Annotated in this window: 15 protein-coding genes and 2 tRNA genes; 13 read left to right on the top strand and 4 right to left on the bottom strand. The window is 70.5% G+C overall.

The genetic code is table 11. The features are described from left to right. The first annotated feature begins 24 nt into the window (after positions 1-24). On the top strand, positions 25-849 hold the full coding sequence (locus Sdi02f_RS20820; protein WP_030399113.1) for a GNAT family N-acetyltransferase: 825 nt from the start codon (positions 25-27) through the stop codon (positions 847-849). Positions 850-865: 16 nt separating this feature from the next. Here Sdi02f_RS20820 and Sdi02f_RS20815 read toward each other — a convergent pair whose 3' ends face one another. Then, the gene (locus Sdi02f_RS20815; protein WP_030399112.1) at positions 866-1,390 is read right to left on the bottom strand and encodes a DsbA family protein; all 525 of its coding nucleotides are present in this window, start codon (positions 1,388-1,390) and stop codon (positions 866-868) included. Between the two features lie 203 nt (positions 1,391-1,593). Here Sdi02f_RS20815 and Sdi02f_RS20810 point away from each other — a divergent pair, with 203 nt between their 5' ends. Then, positions 1,594-2,046 carry a hypothetical protein gene (locus Sdi02f_RS20810; RefSeq protein WP_030399111.1) on the top strand — a complete coding sequence of 151 codons (453 nt, stop codon included), beginning with the start codon at positions 1,594-1,596 and terminating at the stop codon, positions 2,044-2,046. Positions 2,047-2,221: 175 nt separating this feature from the next. Continuing rightward, positions 2,222-2,401, top strand: coding sequence for a hypothetical protein (locus Sdi02f_RS20805; protein ID WP_030399110.1), 180 nt, complete (start codon positions 2,222-2,224; stop codon positions 2,399-2,401). A gap of 86 nt (positions 2,402-2,487) precedes the next feature. Here the strand turns inward: Sdi02f_RS20805 and Sdi02f_RS20800 are convergent, their stop codons facing one another. Both Sdi02f_RS20800 and Sdi02f_RS20795 read right to left on the bottom strand, forming a co-directional pair. Continuing rightward, complete coding sequence (locus tag Sdi02f_RS20800; RefSeq protein ID WP_030399109.1) at positions 2,488-3,048, bottom strand: CGNR zinc finger domain-containing protein; 561 nt, start codon at positions 3,046-3,048, stop codon at positions 2,488-2,490. A 306-nt stretch (positions 3,049-3,354) separates the two neighbouring features. Further along, complete coding sequence (locus Sdi02f_RS20795; RefSeq protein WP_004002642.1) at positions 3,355-3,768, bottom strand: SsgA family sporulation/cell division regulator; 414 nt, start codon at positions 3,766-3,768, stop codon at positions 3,355-3,357. Between the two features lie 191 nt (positions 3,769-3,959). Here Sdi02f_RS20795 and Sdi02f_RS20790 point away from each other — a divergent pair, with 191 nt between their 5' ends. From Sdi02f_RS20790 to Sdi02f_RS20750, 9 genes are all read left to right on the top strand, one after another. After that, on the top strand, positions 3,960-4,424 hold the full coding sequence (locus tag Sdi02f_RS20790; protein ID WP_030399108.1) for a TIGR02611 family protein: 465 nt from the start codon (positions 3,960-3,962) through the stop codon (positions 4,422-4,424). Positions 4,425-4,502: 78 nt separating this feature from the next. Further along, positions 4,503-4,574, top strand: a tRNA-Val gene (locus Sdi02f_RS20785). 353 nt (positions 4,575-4,927) lie between these two features. Continuing rightward, entirely contained in the window at positions 4,928-6,217 is a 1,290-nt protein-coding gene (locus Sdi02f_RS20780; protein WP_030399107.1) for an ABC transporter substrate-binding protein, read from the top strand. Between the two features lie 29 nt (positions 6,218-6,246). Next, complete coding sequence (locus Sdi02f_RS20775) at positions 6,247-7,215, top strand: carbohydrate ABC transporter permease (RefSeq protein WP_174843379.1); 969 nt, start codon at positions 6,247-6,249, stop codon at positions 7,213-7,215. Next, positions 7,212-8,123 (top strand): carbohydrate ABC transporter permease, encoded by a 912-nt coding sequence (locus Sdi02f_RS20770; protein WP_030399105.1) that lies wholly within the window; start codon positions 7,212-7,214, stop codon positions 8,121-8,123. Before Sdi02f_RS20775 ends, Sdi02f_RS20770 begins: the two co-directional genes overlap by 4 nt. Before the next feature lie 12 nt (positions 8,124-8,135). Beyond that, on the top strand, positions 8,136-8,735 hold the full coding sequence (locus Sdi02f_RS20765; RefSeq protein WP_108933819.1) for a hypothetical protein: 600 nt from the start codon (positions 8,136-8,138) through the stop codon (positions 8,733-8,735). Between the two features lie 132 nt (positions 8,736-8,867). Beyond that, complete coding sequence (locus tag Sdi02f_RS20760; protein WP_108933818.1) at positions 8,868-11,603, top strand: exo-rhamnogalacturonan lyase family protein; 2,736 nt, start codon at positions 8,868-8,870, stop codon at positions 11,601-11,603. Positions 11,604-11,642: 39 nt separating this feature from the next. Further along, positions 11,643-12,101, top strand: a complete 459-nt coding sequence (locus Sdi02f_RS20755; RefSeq protein WP_030399102.1) for an SRPBCC family protein — start codon at positions 11,643-11,645, stop codon at positions 12,099-12,101. A gap of 39 nt (positions 12,102-12,140) precedes the next feature. Beyond that, positions 12,141-12,212 (top strand) — tRNA-Val (locus Sdi02f_RS20750). Positions 12,213-12,290: 78 nt separating this feature from the next. On the opposite strand, the gene Sdi02f_RS20745 is transcribed toward Sdi02f_RS20750, so the two are convergent. Next, positions 12,291-13,016 carry a 3'-5' exonuclease gene (locus Sdi02f_RS20745; RefSeq protein WP_108933817.1) on the bottom strand — a complete coding sequence of 242 codons (726 nt, stop codon included), beginning with the start codon at positions 13,014-13,016 and terminating at the stop codon, positions 12,291-12,293. A 320-nt stretch (positions 13,017-13,336) separates the two neighbouring features. On the opposite strand from Sdi02f_RS20745, the gene thrS reads away from it, so the two are divergent. Next, positions 13,337-15,313 (top strand): threonine--tRNA ligase, encoded by a 1,977-nt coding sequence (gene thrS / locus Sdi02f_RS20740; protein ID WP_031082918.1) that lies wholly within the window; start codon positions 13,337-13,339, stop codon positions 15,311-15,313. The last annotated feature ends 74 nt before the right edge of the window (positions 15,314-15,387 follow it).

Below are 15,387 nucleotides of genomic sequence, written 5' to 3'. Positions count from 1 at the left end.
TCGGCGGTGGGTAGAACTGCCGTGATGACAACGACCCTGCGGCCGACCGAGCCGCTCCAGCGCGCCGCCGACGGGACCCGTTCGCGCCACTACCGGGTGTGCGTGAACAGCCGCCCCGTCGGCGAACTGCACCTCGGCACCTCACGCGACCTCGGCGACACGGTGGCCGTGATCCACAAGCTGTGCGTCGACGGGCCGGACCGCCGGCGCGGCCGCGGCACGGTGGCCGCGCTCGCCGCCGAGGAGGTGGCACGCGGCTGGGGCTGCCGCGTGATGGAGGCGGCCGTCGCCGGTGAGGCCGAGGCGGGCACCGGCCTCGCGGCGGCGCTCGGCTACGTCCTGCGCAACCGCACCATGACCAAGCCGCTCGGCGACACCCCGCCCGGCCTGCCCGCGGGCAGCCGGGCGCGGTCCATGACACCGGAGGAGTTCACCGGCTGGCAGGCGTACGAGAGGGAGCACTACGCGCGGACCTGGATGGAGCGGGGCGTGCCCGAGGCCGACGCGCACGCCAAGGCCCGCCGCGATCACGAGGTGCTGCTCCCCCAGGGGCTGGACACCGAGGGCATGCTGTTCAGCGTGTTGGAACACGAGGGGGAGCGGGTCGGGATCCTGTGGCTGGCGCTGCGGGAGGACGGGGCCTTCGTCTTCGACGTCGAGGCCGACGCGGCCCACCGGGGCCGGGGGCACGGCCGCACCCTGATGCTGCTGGCCGAGGCCCAGGCGATCGCCGCTGGCCGCCCGCTCGTCGGCCTCAACGTGTTCGCGGGCAACACCCCGGCCGAGCGGCTCTACGAGTCGCTCGGCTACCGGACCACGCGGGCCAGCTACAGCAAACCGCTGCTGTGACGGGGGCGGCCGGTCCTCAGCCCCGCTGCTCCGCGAGGAGCCGGTCGGCGATCTCCTCGACGCGCTCGCGCAGCCCTTCCTGGCTCTTGCCGCCGTCGAGGCGTTCGCCGCCGATCACGTACGTGGGGGTGCCGGTCACACCGATCGCCTTGCCCTCGGCCTGGTCGGCGTCGACGATCAGGATGTGCCGGCCGTCGACGAGGGCCGTGTCGAACTCCTCGGCGTCCAGTCCCAGCTCCCGGGCCACCTCGACCAGGAAGGTCTCGCCCTTGCGGTCCAGCTCCGCGATCCGGTCCAGGACGGCCTCGACGTACGGCCGGCCCATGCCCTGGGCGACGGCCTCCTCGGCGGCCTGCGCGGCGGCGAAGGCGTGCTTGTGCTTCTCCAGCGGGAAGTGCCGCAGCCGCACCTCCAGGCGGTCGCCGTAGCGGGACCGCAGGGCGCGGAGGTCGTCCAGGGCGGTGCGGCAGTCGGGGCACTGGAGCTCGCACCAGAAGTCGAGGACGGGCGCGGCGGGACGGGCGGGGGAGGAGTCGCTCATGCCCCCATCCTCCCAGCCCCCGGTGCGCGGCCCCAACCGGCGTCGTGTGTCCCCCCCACCGGCACCTGCGGAGGAGCCGACCCCGAGCCGACCCCGAGATCTACCTGATCTCCGGCTCCCGGCATGGCCTCACGGCGGGCGGACGGTGCAGGATGGAAGGGACGAAGTACTCACGCCCGACCGAGCCCAGCCTGGAGGACCGGATGATTGCCGAGACCGTCTGCTCCGCGGTGTCCGCGGCGGGCCTGGGCATCGCGGCGGTCACCGCGTACCGCAGGCGTTTCCTCACCGCCGCCCGCATCGCCGCCTACTCGCTGGTCCCGATCGGCCTGGTGATGACCGGCGTCGTCGAGTGGCTCGCCGACACCGCCTTCAGCCCGGTGGCCTGGGCGGGCTTCGCAGTGCTGGGCGTGGCCTGGGTGCTCTTCATGACGACACGCGCCGTGGAGCGCCGCCGCGGTGGCACCCGCAAGGAGCGCAAGGCGGCCCGGGCCGCCGCACAGCGTGACGCGGTGGCTCCGGAGGCGTCCGCGCCCTCGCTCGGCCAGGCTTCCCGCCCGGCCGCCCGGCCGGAACCCGGGCCCGCCAAGGCGTCCCGGGGCGGCGACGACGACTTCAGCGACATCGAGGCCATCCTCAAGAAGCACGGGATATGACCGCCGGCCCGGGACGAGGGTCCTGGGACTGAAACGACACAGCGGTCGCAGCCCGACAGCGCGCGCTCCGGAATGATCACGATCCGACCGGACCCTGCGACATTCAACGAACACCCGGTCTCAGCTGGCGTGTTGATCGCGCGGACCAGGCCCGTTGCGTCATCATCGCGGCGAGATGCCGGACACCACTCGGCTGGAGCCCCAGCCGGACACGAGACAGAGCGAAACCGCGCGGACGCAGGACGAACCACGCGGCTGCCTCTTCGCCCTATCCCAGCCACCGCTCATGATCTTCCTTGCGGTGATCGGGTGTCTGCTGCTCATGGCTTCGTTGCACGACCTGCTGTTGCTGTGAGCCGTACCCGCGCTCCCCGGCGTCACCCGCCGGGGGCCGCGTCGCCGTCCGTGTCTCCGCCCCCTCTCGGGCCGAAGGCGGGAGGGTCAGCCCGCCGCCTCCTTGCGCCGCGCCCGGTAGGCGGCCACGTGCAAGCGGTTACCGCAGGTGCGGCTGTCGCAGTACCGCCGCGAGCGGTTCCGGGAGAGGTCGACGAAGGCGCGCCGGCAGTCGGGGGCCTCGCAGCGCCGCAGCCGCTCCTGCTCCCCGGCGACCACGAAGAACGCCAGGGCCATCCCGCAGTCGGCGGTGAGGTGGTCCGCGACGGAGGCGCCGGGCGCGAAGTAGTGGATGTGCCAGTCGTAGCCGTCGTGGTCGGTGAGCCGGGGCGTGGTGCCGGCCGCCGCGACCAGGTCGTTGATCAGTCCCGCCGCCGTGCGTGCGTCGGGGGCGGCGAAGACCGCCGCGAACCGCCCGCGGATCCTGCGCACGGCCGTGAGGTCCACGTCCGAGAGCACACCGACGTCGCTGATCTCGTGCGTTCCCACGAACTCCTGGAGGGCCGCGACGTCCGGCAGCCCGTCCGGGGCCGCTTCGTCCTCCGGCACCGTGTTCACCAGATCCACCACGGTGTCGAGCGCGCACCGGGTGTCGTGGGTGATCAGCACGTTTCGCTCCCTGGCCTGGGGGTCGGGCGGGCGCCCGCCGATGCTGGCCGATGGTAGTGGCTGGCGCGGCGGGCGAACCGGCCCTGATCCGGTCCCGGTCGTGGATTGCCCCGAAGACTGCCCCTACAACGGCGGCGGGCCCGCCTTCGTTCCCGGCGCCACCCGAGCCGCTGCGCCACGCACGCGGCGGCGCCGCCCCCGCGGAGGACCGCGGCGACGACGCCGGTGTGTGCCGTATGCGGTTGTCCTGGCCCGTGCCGTCACCCCGAGTCGACGGCGACGGGCGGCTTCACGCGGGGTCCCGCCCTAGCTTTCCGCCAGGATGTGCGAGAGCTCCTGATCGAGATCGAAGTGCCGGTGCTCCGTGCCGGGGGGCACGGCGGCGTCTGTGCGCTTCAGGAAGGACTCCAGGGCCCGCGCCGGGGCCTCGAGCAGCGCCTCGCCCTCCGGGGAGCTGAGAGCGATGCACACGACGCCCTGGCCGTGACTGCGCGACGGCCAGACACGGACGTCGCCGGTTCCGGTGGGGCGGTGGAGACCTTCGGCGAGGAGGTCGCGGGCGAACACCCACTCGACGGTCTCCTCGGCTCCGGTGTGGAAGGTGGCGTGCACGGCGTAGGGGTCGGCCGTGTCGTACCGCAGGCCTGCGGGGACAGGCAGGGAGGACTCGCTCGACACAACGAGGCGCAGGTGCAGCTCGCAGCTGACCGTGGTGTTCATAAGCGCCAGGGCCTTTCGCTCAGTGTGCGCTCGGGGATTCGCACGTCGGCGAAATCGACATGCCACCTACGGTGCCGTTGTAAACCCCTCTGCGTGTTTTGCGTGCGTTTACGTAACTCTTCCGGCCGAGAGATCGTTCGGGTCGTACACCCATTCCGGTGACAGGTTTCGCTCCGGTAGTGTTTGGCCGTATGAACACGGGGAGTAACAAGCCCGGCGAGGCGGCCGTGACGGCAGACCGTACGGGGACGGACGAGGTCACGGCCGGGGCCACGGACGAGCGGGCGCTCGGCTCCAGGGCGCCGGAATTCGTCAAGGCACGCCGTGCGCTGCACCTGAGCTGGCAGGTCGGCGTCTTCGTCGTCGGCCTCGCGGTCGTGGTGGCCGGCATCATCATGCTGCCGCTGCCCGGGCCGGGCTGGGTCGTGATCTTCGGCGGCATGGCGATCTGGGCGACCGAGTTCGTCTGGGCCCAGCTGGTGCTGCGCTGGACCAAGCGCAAGGTCACCGAGGCGGCCCAGCGTGCCCTCGACCCGAAGGTGCGGCGCCGCAACATCATCCTGACCTCCGTCGGCGTGGTGATCATCGCCGTGCTGGCCGGGATCTACCTGTGGAAGTTCGGCCTCGAGATGCCCTGGAAGATCAAGGACCAGTGATCGTCCGCGGGGGTGCGCCGTCGCGGCCCCCGTTGGTCACGGGCGCCTGTGACATGGGGTAATGTTCTTCCTGCGTCCGGGCGATTAGCTCAGTGGGAGAGCGCTTCGTTCACACCGAAGAGGTCACTGGTTCGAACCCAGTATCGCCCACCGGATCAGCAGGCGGCCCCGTTCACGATCGTGAGCGGGGCCGCCTTCGTGTGCGGTGCCCGCGGGCCCGCGGCCGCCCGGGTCCGGCCCGCCTTCACCCAACCGTGACCTTCCCCGGCGCCGCCCCCGACGGCCCGCCGCGCGTTCGGCCCGTCGGTCACGCCGCGCCGACCTGTGGGTTCTTCGCGGAAGTCGGCCGCCGCATTCCTGATGGCTGACAACTCCGTCCCCGTCGGTGCCCGTCAATTCCTGTCCGAATCATTGACGCGCCCCCGACCCCTCCGTACCTTGTGCCAGCAAGCGCTTACTTGAAACGATTCATGAGGCGGACGCGACGTCGCGGGGAGGCTCGTATGCAGCAGGGCGGGAATGTGGAGAGGCGCACGGTTCTCAAGGCGGCGGGGGCCTCGCTGGCCGTCGCGGGACTGGGGGCCACGGCCACCGCGTGCGGCGGCGGCAGCGGCTCGGGGGACGGGACGGTGACGATCCGTTACTCCTGGTGGGGCGCCGAGGACCGGGCGCAACGCATCAACAAGACCATCGCGCTCTTCGAGAAGAAGTACCCGAAGATCAAGGTCAAGACCGACTTCCAGCCGTACACCGACTTCTGGAAGAAGTTCAACACCCAGGCCTCCGGCGGCAATCCACCGGATGTCTTCCAGAATGCCATTGGATTCCTGCGCAAATACGACGCCAAGAATGTCCTGCTCGACCTGAGCGGACAGGTCGAGGCCGGAAATCTGTCCATGGACGGATTCCGCGCGGGGCTGGAGAAGTTCGGCGAGATCGACGGCAAACTCCTCGGTGTGCCCGTCGGTTCCAACTCGATGGCGCTGGTCATCGACAAGCCCGTCTACACCCGGGCCGGCGTCAAGCCCGAACAGGGCTGGACGTGGGACGACTTCGACGAGGCGATGACGAAGGTCCGGGACAGGACGGGCCGGGCCGGCGACAGCGGCATGTACGGCGTCATGTACCTCTACGACCTGTACCTGCGTCAGAACGGCAAGGCCTTCTTCACCGAGGACGGACTCGGCTTCACCGAGGCGGACCTGACCACCTGGTGGACCAAGGCGGAGAAGCAGGTGAAGTCCGGCCTGTTCGCCGATGCCAAGAAGGTCGCCCAGATCAAGCCCAAGTCCGCGCTCTCCGCCGAACTGGCCGGCAGCGAGTTCACCTGGGACAACTTCACCGTCCGCTACACCTCCGAGGGCAAGAGCGAGTACGGACTCGCGCCGATCCCCACCACCGACGGCAAGCGGACCGCCCAGTACCTCGGCTCGCTGATGCTCAGCGCCTCCAAGCGCACCCAGCACCCCAAGGAAGTCGCCCAGTTCATCGACTTCATGGTCCACGACCCCGAGGTCGCCAAGATCATGGGCTACGACCGCGGCGTCCCCACGACCCAGGCCCAGTACGACGCGTACAAGCCGGCCGACCCGGTCAACCAGGCCATCGCCGCCTACGAGGAGTCGCTCGTCGCGGCCGGCGTCCTGGAGAAGATCACCCCGCACCCGAACGGGGCCGACATCTGCGAGGCGGCCTTCCTGCGCATCGCGGAGGAGATGGCGCTCGGCTCGCGGTCCGTCGGGGAGGCCGTCAAGCAGTTCTTCACCGAGTCGAAGACGGCTCTCGCCGGCTGAGGAGAAGCGCCGTGACACACGCCCCCGCGATGGAGGGCCCGACGGTCTCCGAGCCGCGGCCCGACCCGGTGAAGCCCTCGCACCCCGCCGGACCGAAGCAGCGGGGCCGCCGGGAGAACCTGGCCGGATACCTCTTCATGTCCCCCTGGATCGCCGGATTCCTGCTGCTGACGGCGGGACCGATGGTCGCCTCCCTGTACTTCGCCTTCACCGACTACAACCTGTTCGACGCCCCGCGGTGGATCGGCCTGGACAACTTTTCCGAGATGTTCGGCGATCCGCGCTGGCGGCACTCGGTCCGCGTCACCCTGCGGTACGTCGTGATCGGCACGCCGATCAAGCTGCTCGCCGCGCTCGGCGTCGCGCTGCTGCTCGCCCAGAAGCGGCGCGGACAGGCCTTCTACCGGGCCGCCTTCTACGCCCCGTCGCTGATCGGCGCGAGCGTGTCCGTCGCCATCGTCTGGAAGGCCATCTTCTCGGACGACGCGGTCGTCGACCGTACCCAGCAGCTCTTCGGGATCAACGCCGGCGGCTGGACCGGCGATCCGGAGCTGATCATCTACAGCCTGGTGGCGCTCACCGTCTGGCAGTTCGGCGCCCCGATGGTCATCTTCCTGGCCGGCCTCAAGCAGGTGCCGCGCGAGCTGTACGAGGCGGCCGACGTGGACGGCGCGGGCAAGCTGCGCCAGTTCTGGAACATCACCCTGCCGATGATCTCCCCGGTCCTCTTCTTCAACGTCCTGCTGGAGACCATCCACTCCTTCCAGATCTTCAGCTCCGCCTACATCGTCGGCGGCGGCGCCGGCGGCAACGCCTGCGGCCCGGCCGACGGCACGATGGTCTACACCTGCTACCTGTACGTCCAGGGCTTCGAGAACAGCCGCATGGGCCTGGCCTCCGCCATGGCGTGGATGCTGCTGGTCGCCGTTGCCCTGGTCACCGCGGTGCTGTTCTGGTCCCAGAAGCGCTGGGTGCACTACGAGGAGGGCGGCCGATGAGCGCGCAGGCCACCGACATCACACCGGCCACCGATGTCCCACCGCCCCGGCCCGCCAGGGCGGCCGCGCTCCGGCGCGGGCTGCCCGGGTCGCTCGCCTGGCACCTCGGGTCACTGGCGATCCTCGCCGTGATCCTCTACCCGGTGCTCTGGGTCATCGGCGGCTCCTTCAAGGAGAGCGGCGACATCGTCGGCAGCCTGGACCTCTTCCCGGGCAACCCGATCACGGACAACTACACGAGCCTGGCCGACGGCATCGCGGACGTCTCGATCTCCACGTTCTTCGTCAACTCGCTCTTCCTGGCCGTCGGTTCCGTCCTCGGCATCGTCGTGTCGTGCTCGCTGACCGCCTACGCCTTCGCGAAAATCAGGTTCGCCGGCCGCAACCTGCTGTTCACCCTGATGATCGGCACGCTGCTGCTGCCCTACCACGTGCTGCTGATCCCGCAGTACGTGCTCTTCCGCAACCTGGACATGGTCAACACGTACACCCCGCTCCTGCTGGGGAAGTACCTGGCGACCGAGGCGTTCTTCGTCTTCCTGATGGTGCAGTTCATGCGCAACCTGCCCAGGGAACTGGACGAGGCCGCCCGCCTCGACGGCTGCGGGCACTTCCGGATCTACTGGTCGATCGTGCTCCCGCTGTGCCGGCCTGCGCTGATCACCAGTGCGATCTTCACCTTCATCAACTCCTGGAACGACTTCATGGGCCCGCTGATCTACCTCAACGAGCCCAGCAAGTACACGATCTCCCTCGGCCTGAAGATGTTCGTGGACCAGGAGGGCCTGGCGAACTACGGCGGCATGATCGCCATGTCGCTCGTCGCTCTGCTGCCGGTCCTCGCCTTCTTCCTGGCCTTCCAGCGCTACCTGATCGACGGCATGGCGACGTCCGGTCTGAAGGGCTGAGGGGGGAGTGCGATGACCGAAGCGCGTGCCAAGGCCCGTACGGAGCCGGGGGAGTCCCGGTTCGCCCAGGGCTTCGCCCTGTTCGCCGAATGCCTGCTCACCGGCGTGTGGATCGCCGTGGCGGCGCTGCCGCTGGTGACCGCTCCCGCCGCGTTCGCGGCCGGCGCGCGGCACCTCGGGCGCCGGCTGGCCCACGAGAGCGGCGGCTGGCGGGAGTTCGTCGCCGACTTCCGGGCGGCGGTGCGCCGCGGATGGCTCGTCGGGGTCGCCGGCTGGGTGGCCCTGGCGGTGGTCTGGGTCGACGTACGGGCCGTACGGGACGGTCTGCCCGGGGGGCCGCTGGTCGGCGCCGTCGGCGTCCTCGCCCTCATCGGCGCGGCCGTCGCCGGACTGCGCGCGGCGGCGGACTGGCGCCCCGGCGCCTCCTGGCGGTCGCTGCTGGCCCGGGCGGGCCGGCGCACCGTCCTCGACCCCGCCGGCTCCTTCCTGCTCGTCGGCGGGCTGGCCGTCGTGGTCTGCTCCGCCTGGTTCAGCGCCCCGCTGGCCGTCGCCGCCCTGGGCGCCGTCGCCGCGGCGGCCGTCGCGGTGGAGGAACGCCACCGGCGCCGCTGACCAGGCCCCTTCCCCGGGGGCGGCCCGTGCCGGAGCGGCCGCCCCCTCCCCGTCGAGGTCGGTGCCCGGCACCGCACCTCTGTCTGTCATGCCCTTGACACACCCTGCACCGTCGCACGGAAAGGAAAGGCCATGTCCCCCATCCCCCGCAGGTCCCTCCTCAAGGCGGCCGCCGTCGCCGGCGCCGCCGCGCAGTTCAGCTTCGCCCTCGGCACCACGAACGCCCAGGCCGCACCCGCCGCCCCGGCCGCCGACGACGGCCCCGTCACCCTGGCCTGGCTGGAAGGCGCAGGTCTCGGCGCCGCTCCCGGCTCGACCGTCGGCGTCCCCTGGCCCCGGGGCACCTTCCGGGAGGACCAGTCGTTCGCCGTCACCGACGCGGACGGCAAGGCCGTACCCGTACAGTCCTGGCCGCTCGCGTACTGGCCCGACGGCTCCCTCAAGTGGACCGCCCACGCCGTCGGTTCCGGGAACGGCAAGCTCACGCTCGCCCCCGGCGAGCCCGCCGCCCCCGCCAAGAAGGTCACCGTCGACCGGCACGGCGGCACCATCGACATATCGACCGGCGTCATCACCGCGCGGATCGGCACCTCCGGATCGACACTGATCAAGTCCGTCACGCGCGGCTCCACCGAGATCGCCAAGAACGGCCGCCTCGTCCTGCTGCGCCAGCCCGAGATCGAGGACGGCGACCAGGCAACCGTGAAGTACGAGCGCTTCGACGGCGCCGTCGACGCGGTGAAGGTCGAACAGGACGGCCCGGTCCGCGCCGTCGTCCGCATCGACGGCAAGCACCGCAAGGGCAACCGCGGCTGGCTCCCCTTCTCCATCCGCCTCTACTTCTACGCGGGCGCCGACTCCTTCCGCATGGTGCACACCGTCACCTTCGACGGGAAACAGGAACCCGGAAAGGCCGGCGGCGACTTCATCCGCGGCCTCGGCGTCCGCTTCACCGTCCCGATGCGCGACGCCGCCCACGACCGCCACATCCGCATCGGCGGCGAGGGCACGGGTCTGCTCCGCGAAGCCGTCAAGGGCATCACCGGCCTGCGCCGCGACCCGGGAGCCGCCGTCCAGGCCGCGCAGTTCGCCGGCGAGAAACTGCCCGACCCCGCCACCTGGGACCAACGGGTCACCACCCGCCTCCAGTACATCCCCGAATGGGGCGACTACACGCTCTCCCAGCTCTCCGCCGACGGCTTCACCCTGCGCAAGCGCACCAAGAAGGGCCACGGCTGGATCGGCGCCGGCGGCGGACGGCGCGCCTCCGGCTTCGGCTACGTGGGAGGCGCGAGCGGCGGGCTCTCCTTCGGCCTGCGCGACTTCTGGGAGAAGTACCCCGCCCAGCTCGACATCCGCGACGCCCAGACCGACGCGGCCGAGGTCACCCTGTGGCTCTGGTCGCCCGAGGCCCAGCCCATGGACCTGCGCTTCTACCACGACGGCATGGGCCAGGACACCTTCCCCGAGCAGGTCGAGGGCCTCAACATCACCTACGAGGACTACGAACCGGGGTTCGGCACCCCCTACGGCATCGCCCGCACCTCCGAACTCCTCTTCTGGGCCAACGCGGCCACCCCCAGCGCCGGGCAGCTCGCCGCACAGGTCGAAGCCGTACGCGTCCTGCCGCAACTGGCCGCCCCGCCCAAGCAGCTCATCAAGGCCGGCGTGTTCGGCCCCGGCCTCTACTCCGAGCCCGACCGCTCCACCCCCGCCAAGTCCAAGATCGAGGACCACCTCGACTTCCTCTTCACCTACTACAAGGACCAGGTGGAGCAGCGCCGCTGGTACGGCTTCTGGGACTACGGCGACATCATGCACACCTACGACGCCGCCCGGCACACCTGGCGCTACGACATCGGCGGCTACGCCTGGGACAACTCCGAACTCTCCCCGGACCTCTGGCTCTGGTACGCCTACCTGCGCTCCGGCCGCGCCGACATCTTCCGCTTCGCCGAGGCCATGACCCGGCACACCGGCGAGGTCGACGTCTACCACCTCGGCGCATGGGCCGGCCTCGGCACCCGGCACGGCGTCCAGCACTACGCCGACAGCGCCAAGCAGCAGCGCATCGCCAACACCACCTACCGGCGCTTCTACTACTTCCTCACCGCCGACGAACGCGTCGGCGACCTCATGCGCGCCAACGTCGACTCCGACGAGACCTTCCTCGCCCTCGACCCCCTCCGCAAGATCCGCACCGAGCCCTACACCCCCGACCGCAACGCCCTGTCCATCGGCTTCGGCACCGACTGGAGCGGACTGGTCTCGGCCTGGCTCACCGAGTGGGAACGCAAGGGCCCCCAGTGGAAGAAGGCCCGCGACCGCGTCCTGTCCACCATGGAGACCATCGCCGCCCAGCCCAACGGCTTCGTCCAGGGCAGCGGCCTGTACGACCTGGACACCGGCAAGTTCGCCGTCGCCGACACCCCGAAGGTCGAGGTCTCCCACCTGTCCGCCGTCTTCGGCCTCAACGAACTGTGCGCCGAACTCATCGACCTCGTCGACATGCCGAAGTTCGAGGAGGCGTACTACGACTACTGCCGCTACTTCAACGCGAGCAAGACGGAACAGGCCGCACGCTACGGCGCCAACTTCGGCAGCCTCATCCTCTTCCAGGGCCACTCGCGCCTCGACGCCTACGCGGCCGTACGCACCGGCGACGACCAGCTCGCCACGCGCGCGTGGCAGAAGTTCTACGACTCCGACGGCTACAAGGAGTCCGCGCCCTGGACGACGGAGAAGCTGAGCGGCCCCGCCGCCCTGGTCCCCGGCAGCGAGGCGAGCTGGGTCTCCACCAACGACACCGCCCTCTACGGACTCGCCGCCATCGAGAACCTCGCACTCCTGGGCGACAGGATGCCGTAGCGGACCCCTGCCGGGCGCGGGCGCGGGCACACTGCACGGGTGGACTGGAACCATTACCGATTCCGCAGCCTGTGGCCGCTGCCCGCGCCCGCCCCGGACGTCTACCGCGCCCTGGAACGCATCGAGGACTACGCCCGCTGGTGGCCGCAGGTGCGCGAGGTCACCCGGCTCGACGACACCAGCGGCGTCCTGACGGTCCGCTCCCTTCTCCCGTACGACCTGATGACGACCCTGCGGGACGGGCACCGCGACCCCGCCGCCGGAGTGCTGGACGTCGTGATGGCCGGCGACCTGGAGGGCTGGGCCCGCTGGACGGTCACCGCACGGGGCTCCGGCAGCCTCGCCCGCTACGACCAGCAGGTCGTCGTACGCAAGCCGCTGCTGCGCCGCCTCGCCGTGCCGGGACGGCCCCTGTTCCGGGCCAACCACCGCCTCATGATGCGGGCCGGACGGCGGGGCCTCGCCGCCCACCTGGCGGAGAGGAGGCGGGCGGTTTGATGGAAACGCGGAGCGCCCTGTATGGTTCAGTGCGTTCCCGGGCGATTAGCTCAGTGGGAGAGCGCTTCGTTCACACCGAAGAGGTCACTGGTTCGAACCCAGTATCGCCCACCCTCACGACAGCGACGCGGGTCCGCAGAAACGCGGACCGCGTCGCTGTCGTCATGTCCGGTGTCCGGGGACGAAGAATCAGGCAGCCGTCGGCAGTTCCGGGCGCAGCGGCCAGGCCGGGTCCGCCTCCTCCTCGGTGCCGTTGAGCGCGAACCACGCCTGCGGCCCGCGTATCTGACCCGCGTGCCACACCGCCTGCAGCGTGTGCAGTTCGGCGGGGGACAGGCGCTCCAGCCGCCCCCGGAAGCGGCGCCCCACCGCCCGCACGACCTCCAGCGCGGCCGTGGCGTCGGCCGCCGCGTCGTGCGCGCGCTCCAACTCCACGCCGTAGTGCGCGCACAGGTCGGTGAGGGCGCGGGGGCCCTTGCGGTACCGGTCCAGGTGCCGGTCCAGCACCCGTGGGTCCAGCACGTGCAGCGACGTCCGCTCCAGCCAGCGGCCGAGCGACGAGGCGCGGTGCCGGCGCAACTCCCGGTCCAGCAGGGTGAGGTCGAACGGGGCGTTCATCACCACCAGCGGACGCCCCGCGCGGGCCTGCTCGCTCAGCGCCTCCGCCATCTCGTACATCACCGGCGCCGGCCACCGTCCGTTCCGCTCCACGTGCTCCTGGGTCAGCCCGTGCACCGCCGTCGCCGCCCGAGGCACCGGCACGCCCGGGTTCACCAGCCACCGGGTCACCCGCGGCCGCAGCCCCGGTGCGTCCTGGACGACGAGGGCCGCCGACACGATCCGGTCGGTCTCGGTGTCCACACCCGTGGTCTCCGTGTCGAAGGCGGCCAGCGGCCCCTCGAACCAGCTCGTCATAGGGCACTCAACTCCTCGTCCCAGCACGGCAACTGACGTGCCGTCCCTTGTCCCGGTTCGGTGATACCCGGGCTGTTTGCGGCGTACGCCGCCAGGAGGCACATGGAGACCCTCGCCGGCCGGCCGCCGCCCCGCGGAGCCCCACCCGTCAGGAGCATGCCAAGGCCGCCTCCGGCCCCGTGGAGACCCACGGGGACCCGCGGGGACGGAGGCGGCCGCCGGTACGGGTTTCGCGGTGGGCGGGCCCGGGTCGGTACGATCGGCCCCATGCGTGCGCTCCGGTATGGCGCCGCAGCCCCACCTTCAGTCAGGAGAGACCGGTGTCAGACGTCCGTGTGATCATCCAACGCGATTCGGATCAGGAAGAACGCGTGGTGACGACGGGCACTACGGCCGCGGAGCTCTTCGCCGGCCAGCGCTCGATCATCGCGGCGCGCGTGGCCGGTGAGCTCAAGGACCTCGCCTACGAGGTCCAGGACGGCGAGACCGTCGAGGGCGTCGAGATCTCCTCCGAGGACGGCCTCGACATCCTGCGCCACTCCACCGCGCACGTCATGGCCCAGGCCGTGCAGGAGCTGTTCCCGGAGGCCAAGCTGGGCATCGGGCCGCCGGTCAAGGACGGCTTCTACTACGACTTCGACGTCGAGAAGCCCTTCCACCCCGATGACCTCAAGGCCATCGAGAAGAAGATGCAGGAGATCCAGAAGCGCGGGCAGAGGTTCTCCCGCCGCGTGGTCACCGACGACGCCGCCCGCGAGGAGCTGGCCGACGAGCCGTACAAGCTGGAGCTGATCGGCCTCAAGGGCTCCGCGTCCCACGACGACGGCGCGGACGTGGAGGTCGGCGCCGGTGAGCTGACGATCTACGACAACCTCGACGCCAAGACCGGCGAGCTGTGCTGGAAGGACCTCTGCCGAGGCCCCCACCTGCCCAGCACCCGGAACATCCCGGCCTTCAAGCTGATGCGCAACGCCGCCGCCTACTGGCGCGGCAGCGAGAAGAACCCCATGCTCCAGCGCATCTACGGCACCGCCTGGCCCACCAAGGACGAGCTGAAGGCGCACCTGGAGTTCCTCGCCGAGGCCGAGAAGCGCGACCACCGCAAGCTCGGCAGCGAGCTGGACCTCTTCTCCATCCCGGAGCAGATCGGCTCCGGCCTCGCCGTCTTCCACCCCAAGGGCGGCATCATCCGCCGGGTCATGGAGGACTACTCGCGGCGACGTCACGAGGAGGAGGGCTACGAGTTCGTCTACACCCCGCACGCGACCAAGGGGAAGCTCTTCGAGACCTCGGGCCACCTGGACTGGTACGCCGACGGCATGTACCCGCCCATGCAGCTCGACGAGGGCGTGGACTACTACCTGAAGCCCATGAACTGCCCGATGCACAACCTGATCTTCGACGCGCGCGGCCGCTCCTACCGTGAGCTGCCCCTGCGCCTGTTCGAGTTCGGCACCGTGTACCGGTACGAGAAGTCGGGCGTCGTGCACGGCCTGACCCGGGCCCGCGGCTTCACCCAGGACGACGCGCACATCTACTGCACCCGCGAGCAGATGGCGGAGGAGCTGGACAAGACCCTCACCTTCGTCCTGAACCTGCTGCGCGACTACGGCCTGACCGACTTCTACCTGGAGCTGTCCACCAAGGACCCCGAGAAGTTCGTCGGCACCGACGAGGCCTGGGAAGAGGCCACCGAGACGCTGCGCCAGGTCGCCGAGAAGCAGAACCTCAAGCTCGTGGCCGATCCGGGCGGTGCCGCCTTCTACGGCCCGAAGATCTCTGTCCAGGCCAAGGACGCCATCGGGCGCACCTGGCAGATGTCGACCATCCAGCTCGACTTCAACCTGCCCGAGCGCTTCGGCCTGGAGTACACGGCGGCGGACGGCACCAAGACCCGTCCGGTCATGATCCACCGTGCGCTGTTCGGCTCCATCGAGCGGTTCTTCGCGGTGCTCCTGGAGCACTACGCGGGCGCCTTCCCGGCGTGGCTCGCGCCGGTGCAGGCGGTGGGCATCCCGGTGGGGGACGCGCACGTGCAGTACCTGGAGGAGTTCGCGGCCGAGGCACGGCGCAAGGGGCTGCGCGTCGACGTCGACTCCTCCTCGGACCGGATGCAGAAGAAGATCCGTACGCACCAGAAGCAGAAGGTCCCGTTCATGATCATCGTCGGCGACGAGGACATGCACGGGGGAACCGTGTCGTTCCGCTACCGCGACGGGTCGCAGGAGAACGGCATTCCGCGTGACCAGGCGCTGGCGAAGCTCGTCGATGTGGTGGAGCGCCGCGTTCAGGTGTGACGTGGTCGCTGTGACGTGGTCCCCGCGCACGCGGGGACCCGGAAGGCCCCCGGGGCGAAGACCCTGGGGGCCTT

This window comes from Streptomyces ardesiacus, from assembly GCF_003112575.1.
In the GTDB taxonomy this organism is placed as follows: domain Bacteria; phylum Actinomycetota; class Actinomycetes; order Streptomycetales; family Streptomycetaceae; genus Streptomyces; species Streptomyces ardesiacus.
This window is presented reverse-complemented; position numbering and strand designations above follow the sequence as displayed.

Bases quoted from the DNA above. Each gene is read 5' to 3' on its own strand.
- Sdi02f_RS20745 (WP_108933817.1), bottom strand. From the start codon at position 13,016: ATGACGAGCTGGTTCGAGGGGCCGCTGGCCGCCTTCGACACGGAGACC.
- Sdi02f_RS20790 (WP_030399108.1), top strand. From the start codon at position 3,960: ATGAACACGGGGAGTAACAAGCCCGGCGAGGCGGCCGTGACGGCAGAC.
- Sdi02f_RS20815 (WP_030399112.1), bottom strand. From the start codon at position 1,390: ATGAGCGACTCCTCCCCCGCCCGTCCCGCCGCGCCCGTCCTCGACTTC.
- Sdi02f_RS20770 (WP_030399105.1), top strand. From the start codon at position 7,212: ATGAGCGCGCAGGCCACCGACATCACACCGGCCACCGATGTCCCACCG.
- Sdi02f_RS20775 (WP_174843379.1), top strand. From the start codon at position 6,247: ATGGAGGGCCCGACGGTCTCCGAGCCGCGGCCCGACCCGGTGAAGCCC.
- Sdi02f_RS20810 (WP_030399111.1), top strand. From the start codon at position 1,594: ATGATTGCCGAGACCGTCTGCTCCGCGGTGTCCGCGGCGGGCCTGGGC.
- Sdi02f_RS20805 (WP_030399110.1), top strand. From the start codon at position 2,222: ATGCCGGACACCACTCGGCTGGAGCCCCAGCCGGACACGAGACAGAGC.
- Sdi02f_RS20820 (WP_030399113.1), top strand. From the start codon at position 25: ATGACAACGACCCTGCGGCCGACCGAGCCGCTCCAGCGCGCCGCCGAC.
- Sdi02f_RS20765 (WP_108933819.1), top strand. From the start codon at position 8,136: ATGACCGAAGCGCGTGCCAAGGCCCGTACGGAGCCGGGGGAGTCCCGG.
- Sdi02f_RS20760 (WP_108933818.1), top strand. From the start codon at position 8,868: ATGTCCCCCATCCCCCGCAGGTCCCTCCTCAAGGCGGCCGCCGTCGCC.
- Sdi02f_RS20795 (WP_004002642.1), bottom strand. From the start codon at position 3,768: ATGAACACCACGGTCAGCTGCGAGCTGCACCTGCGCCTCGTTGTGTCG.
- Sdi02f_RS20780 (WP_030399107.1), top strand. From the start codon at position 4,928: ATGCAGCAGGGCGGGAATGTGGAGAGGCGCACGGTTCTCAAGGCGGCG.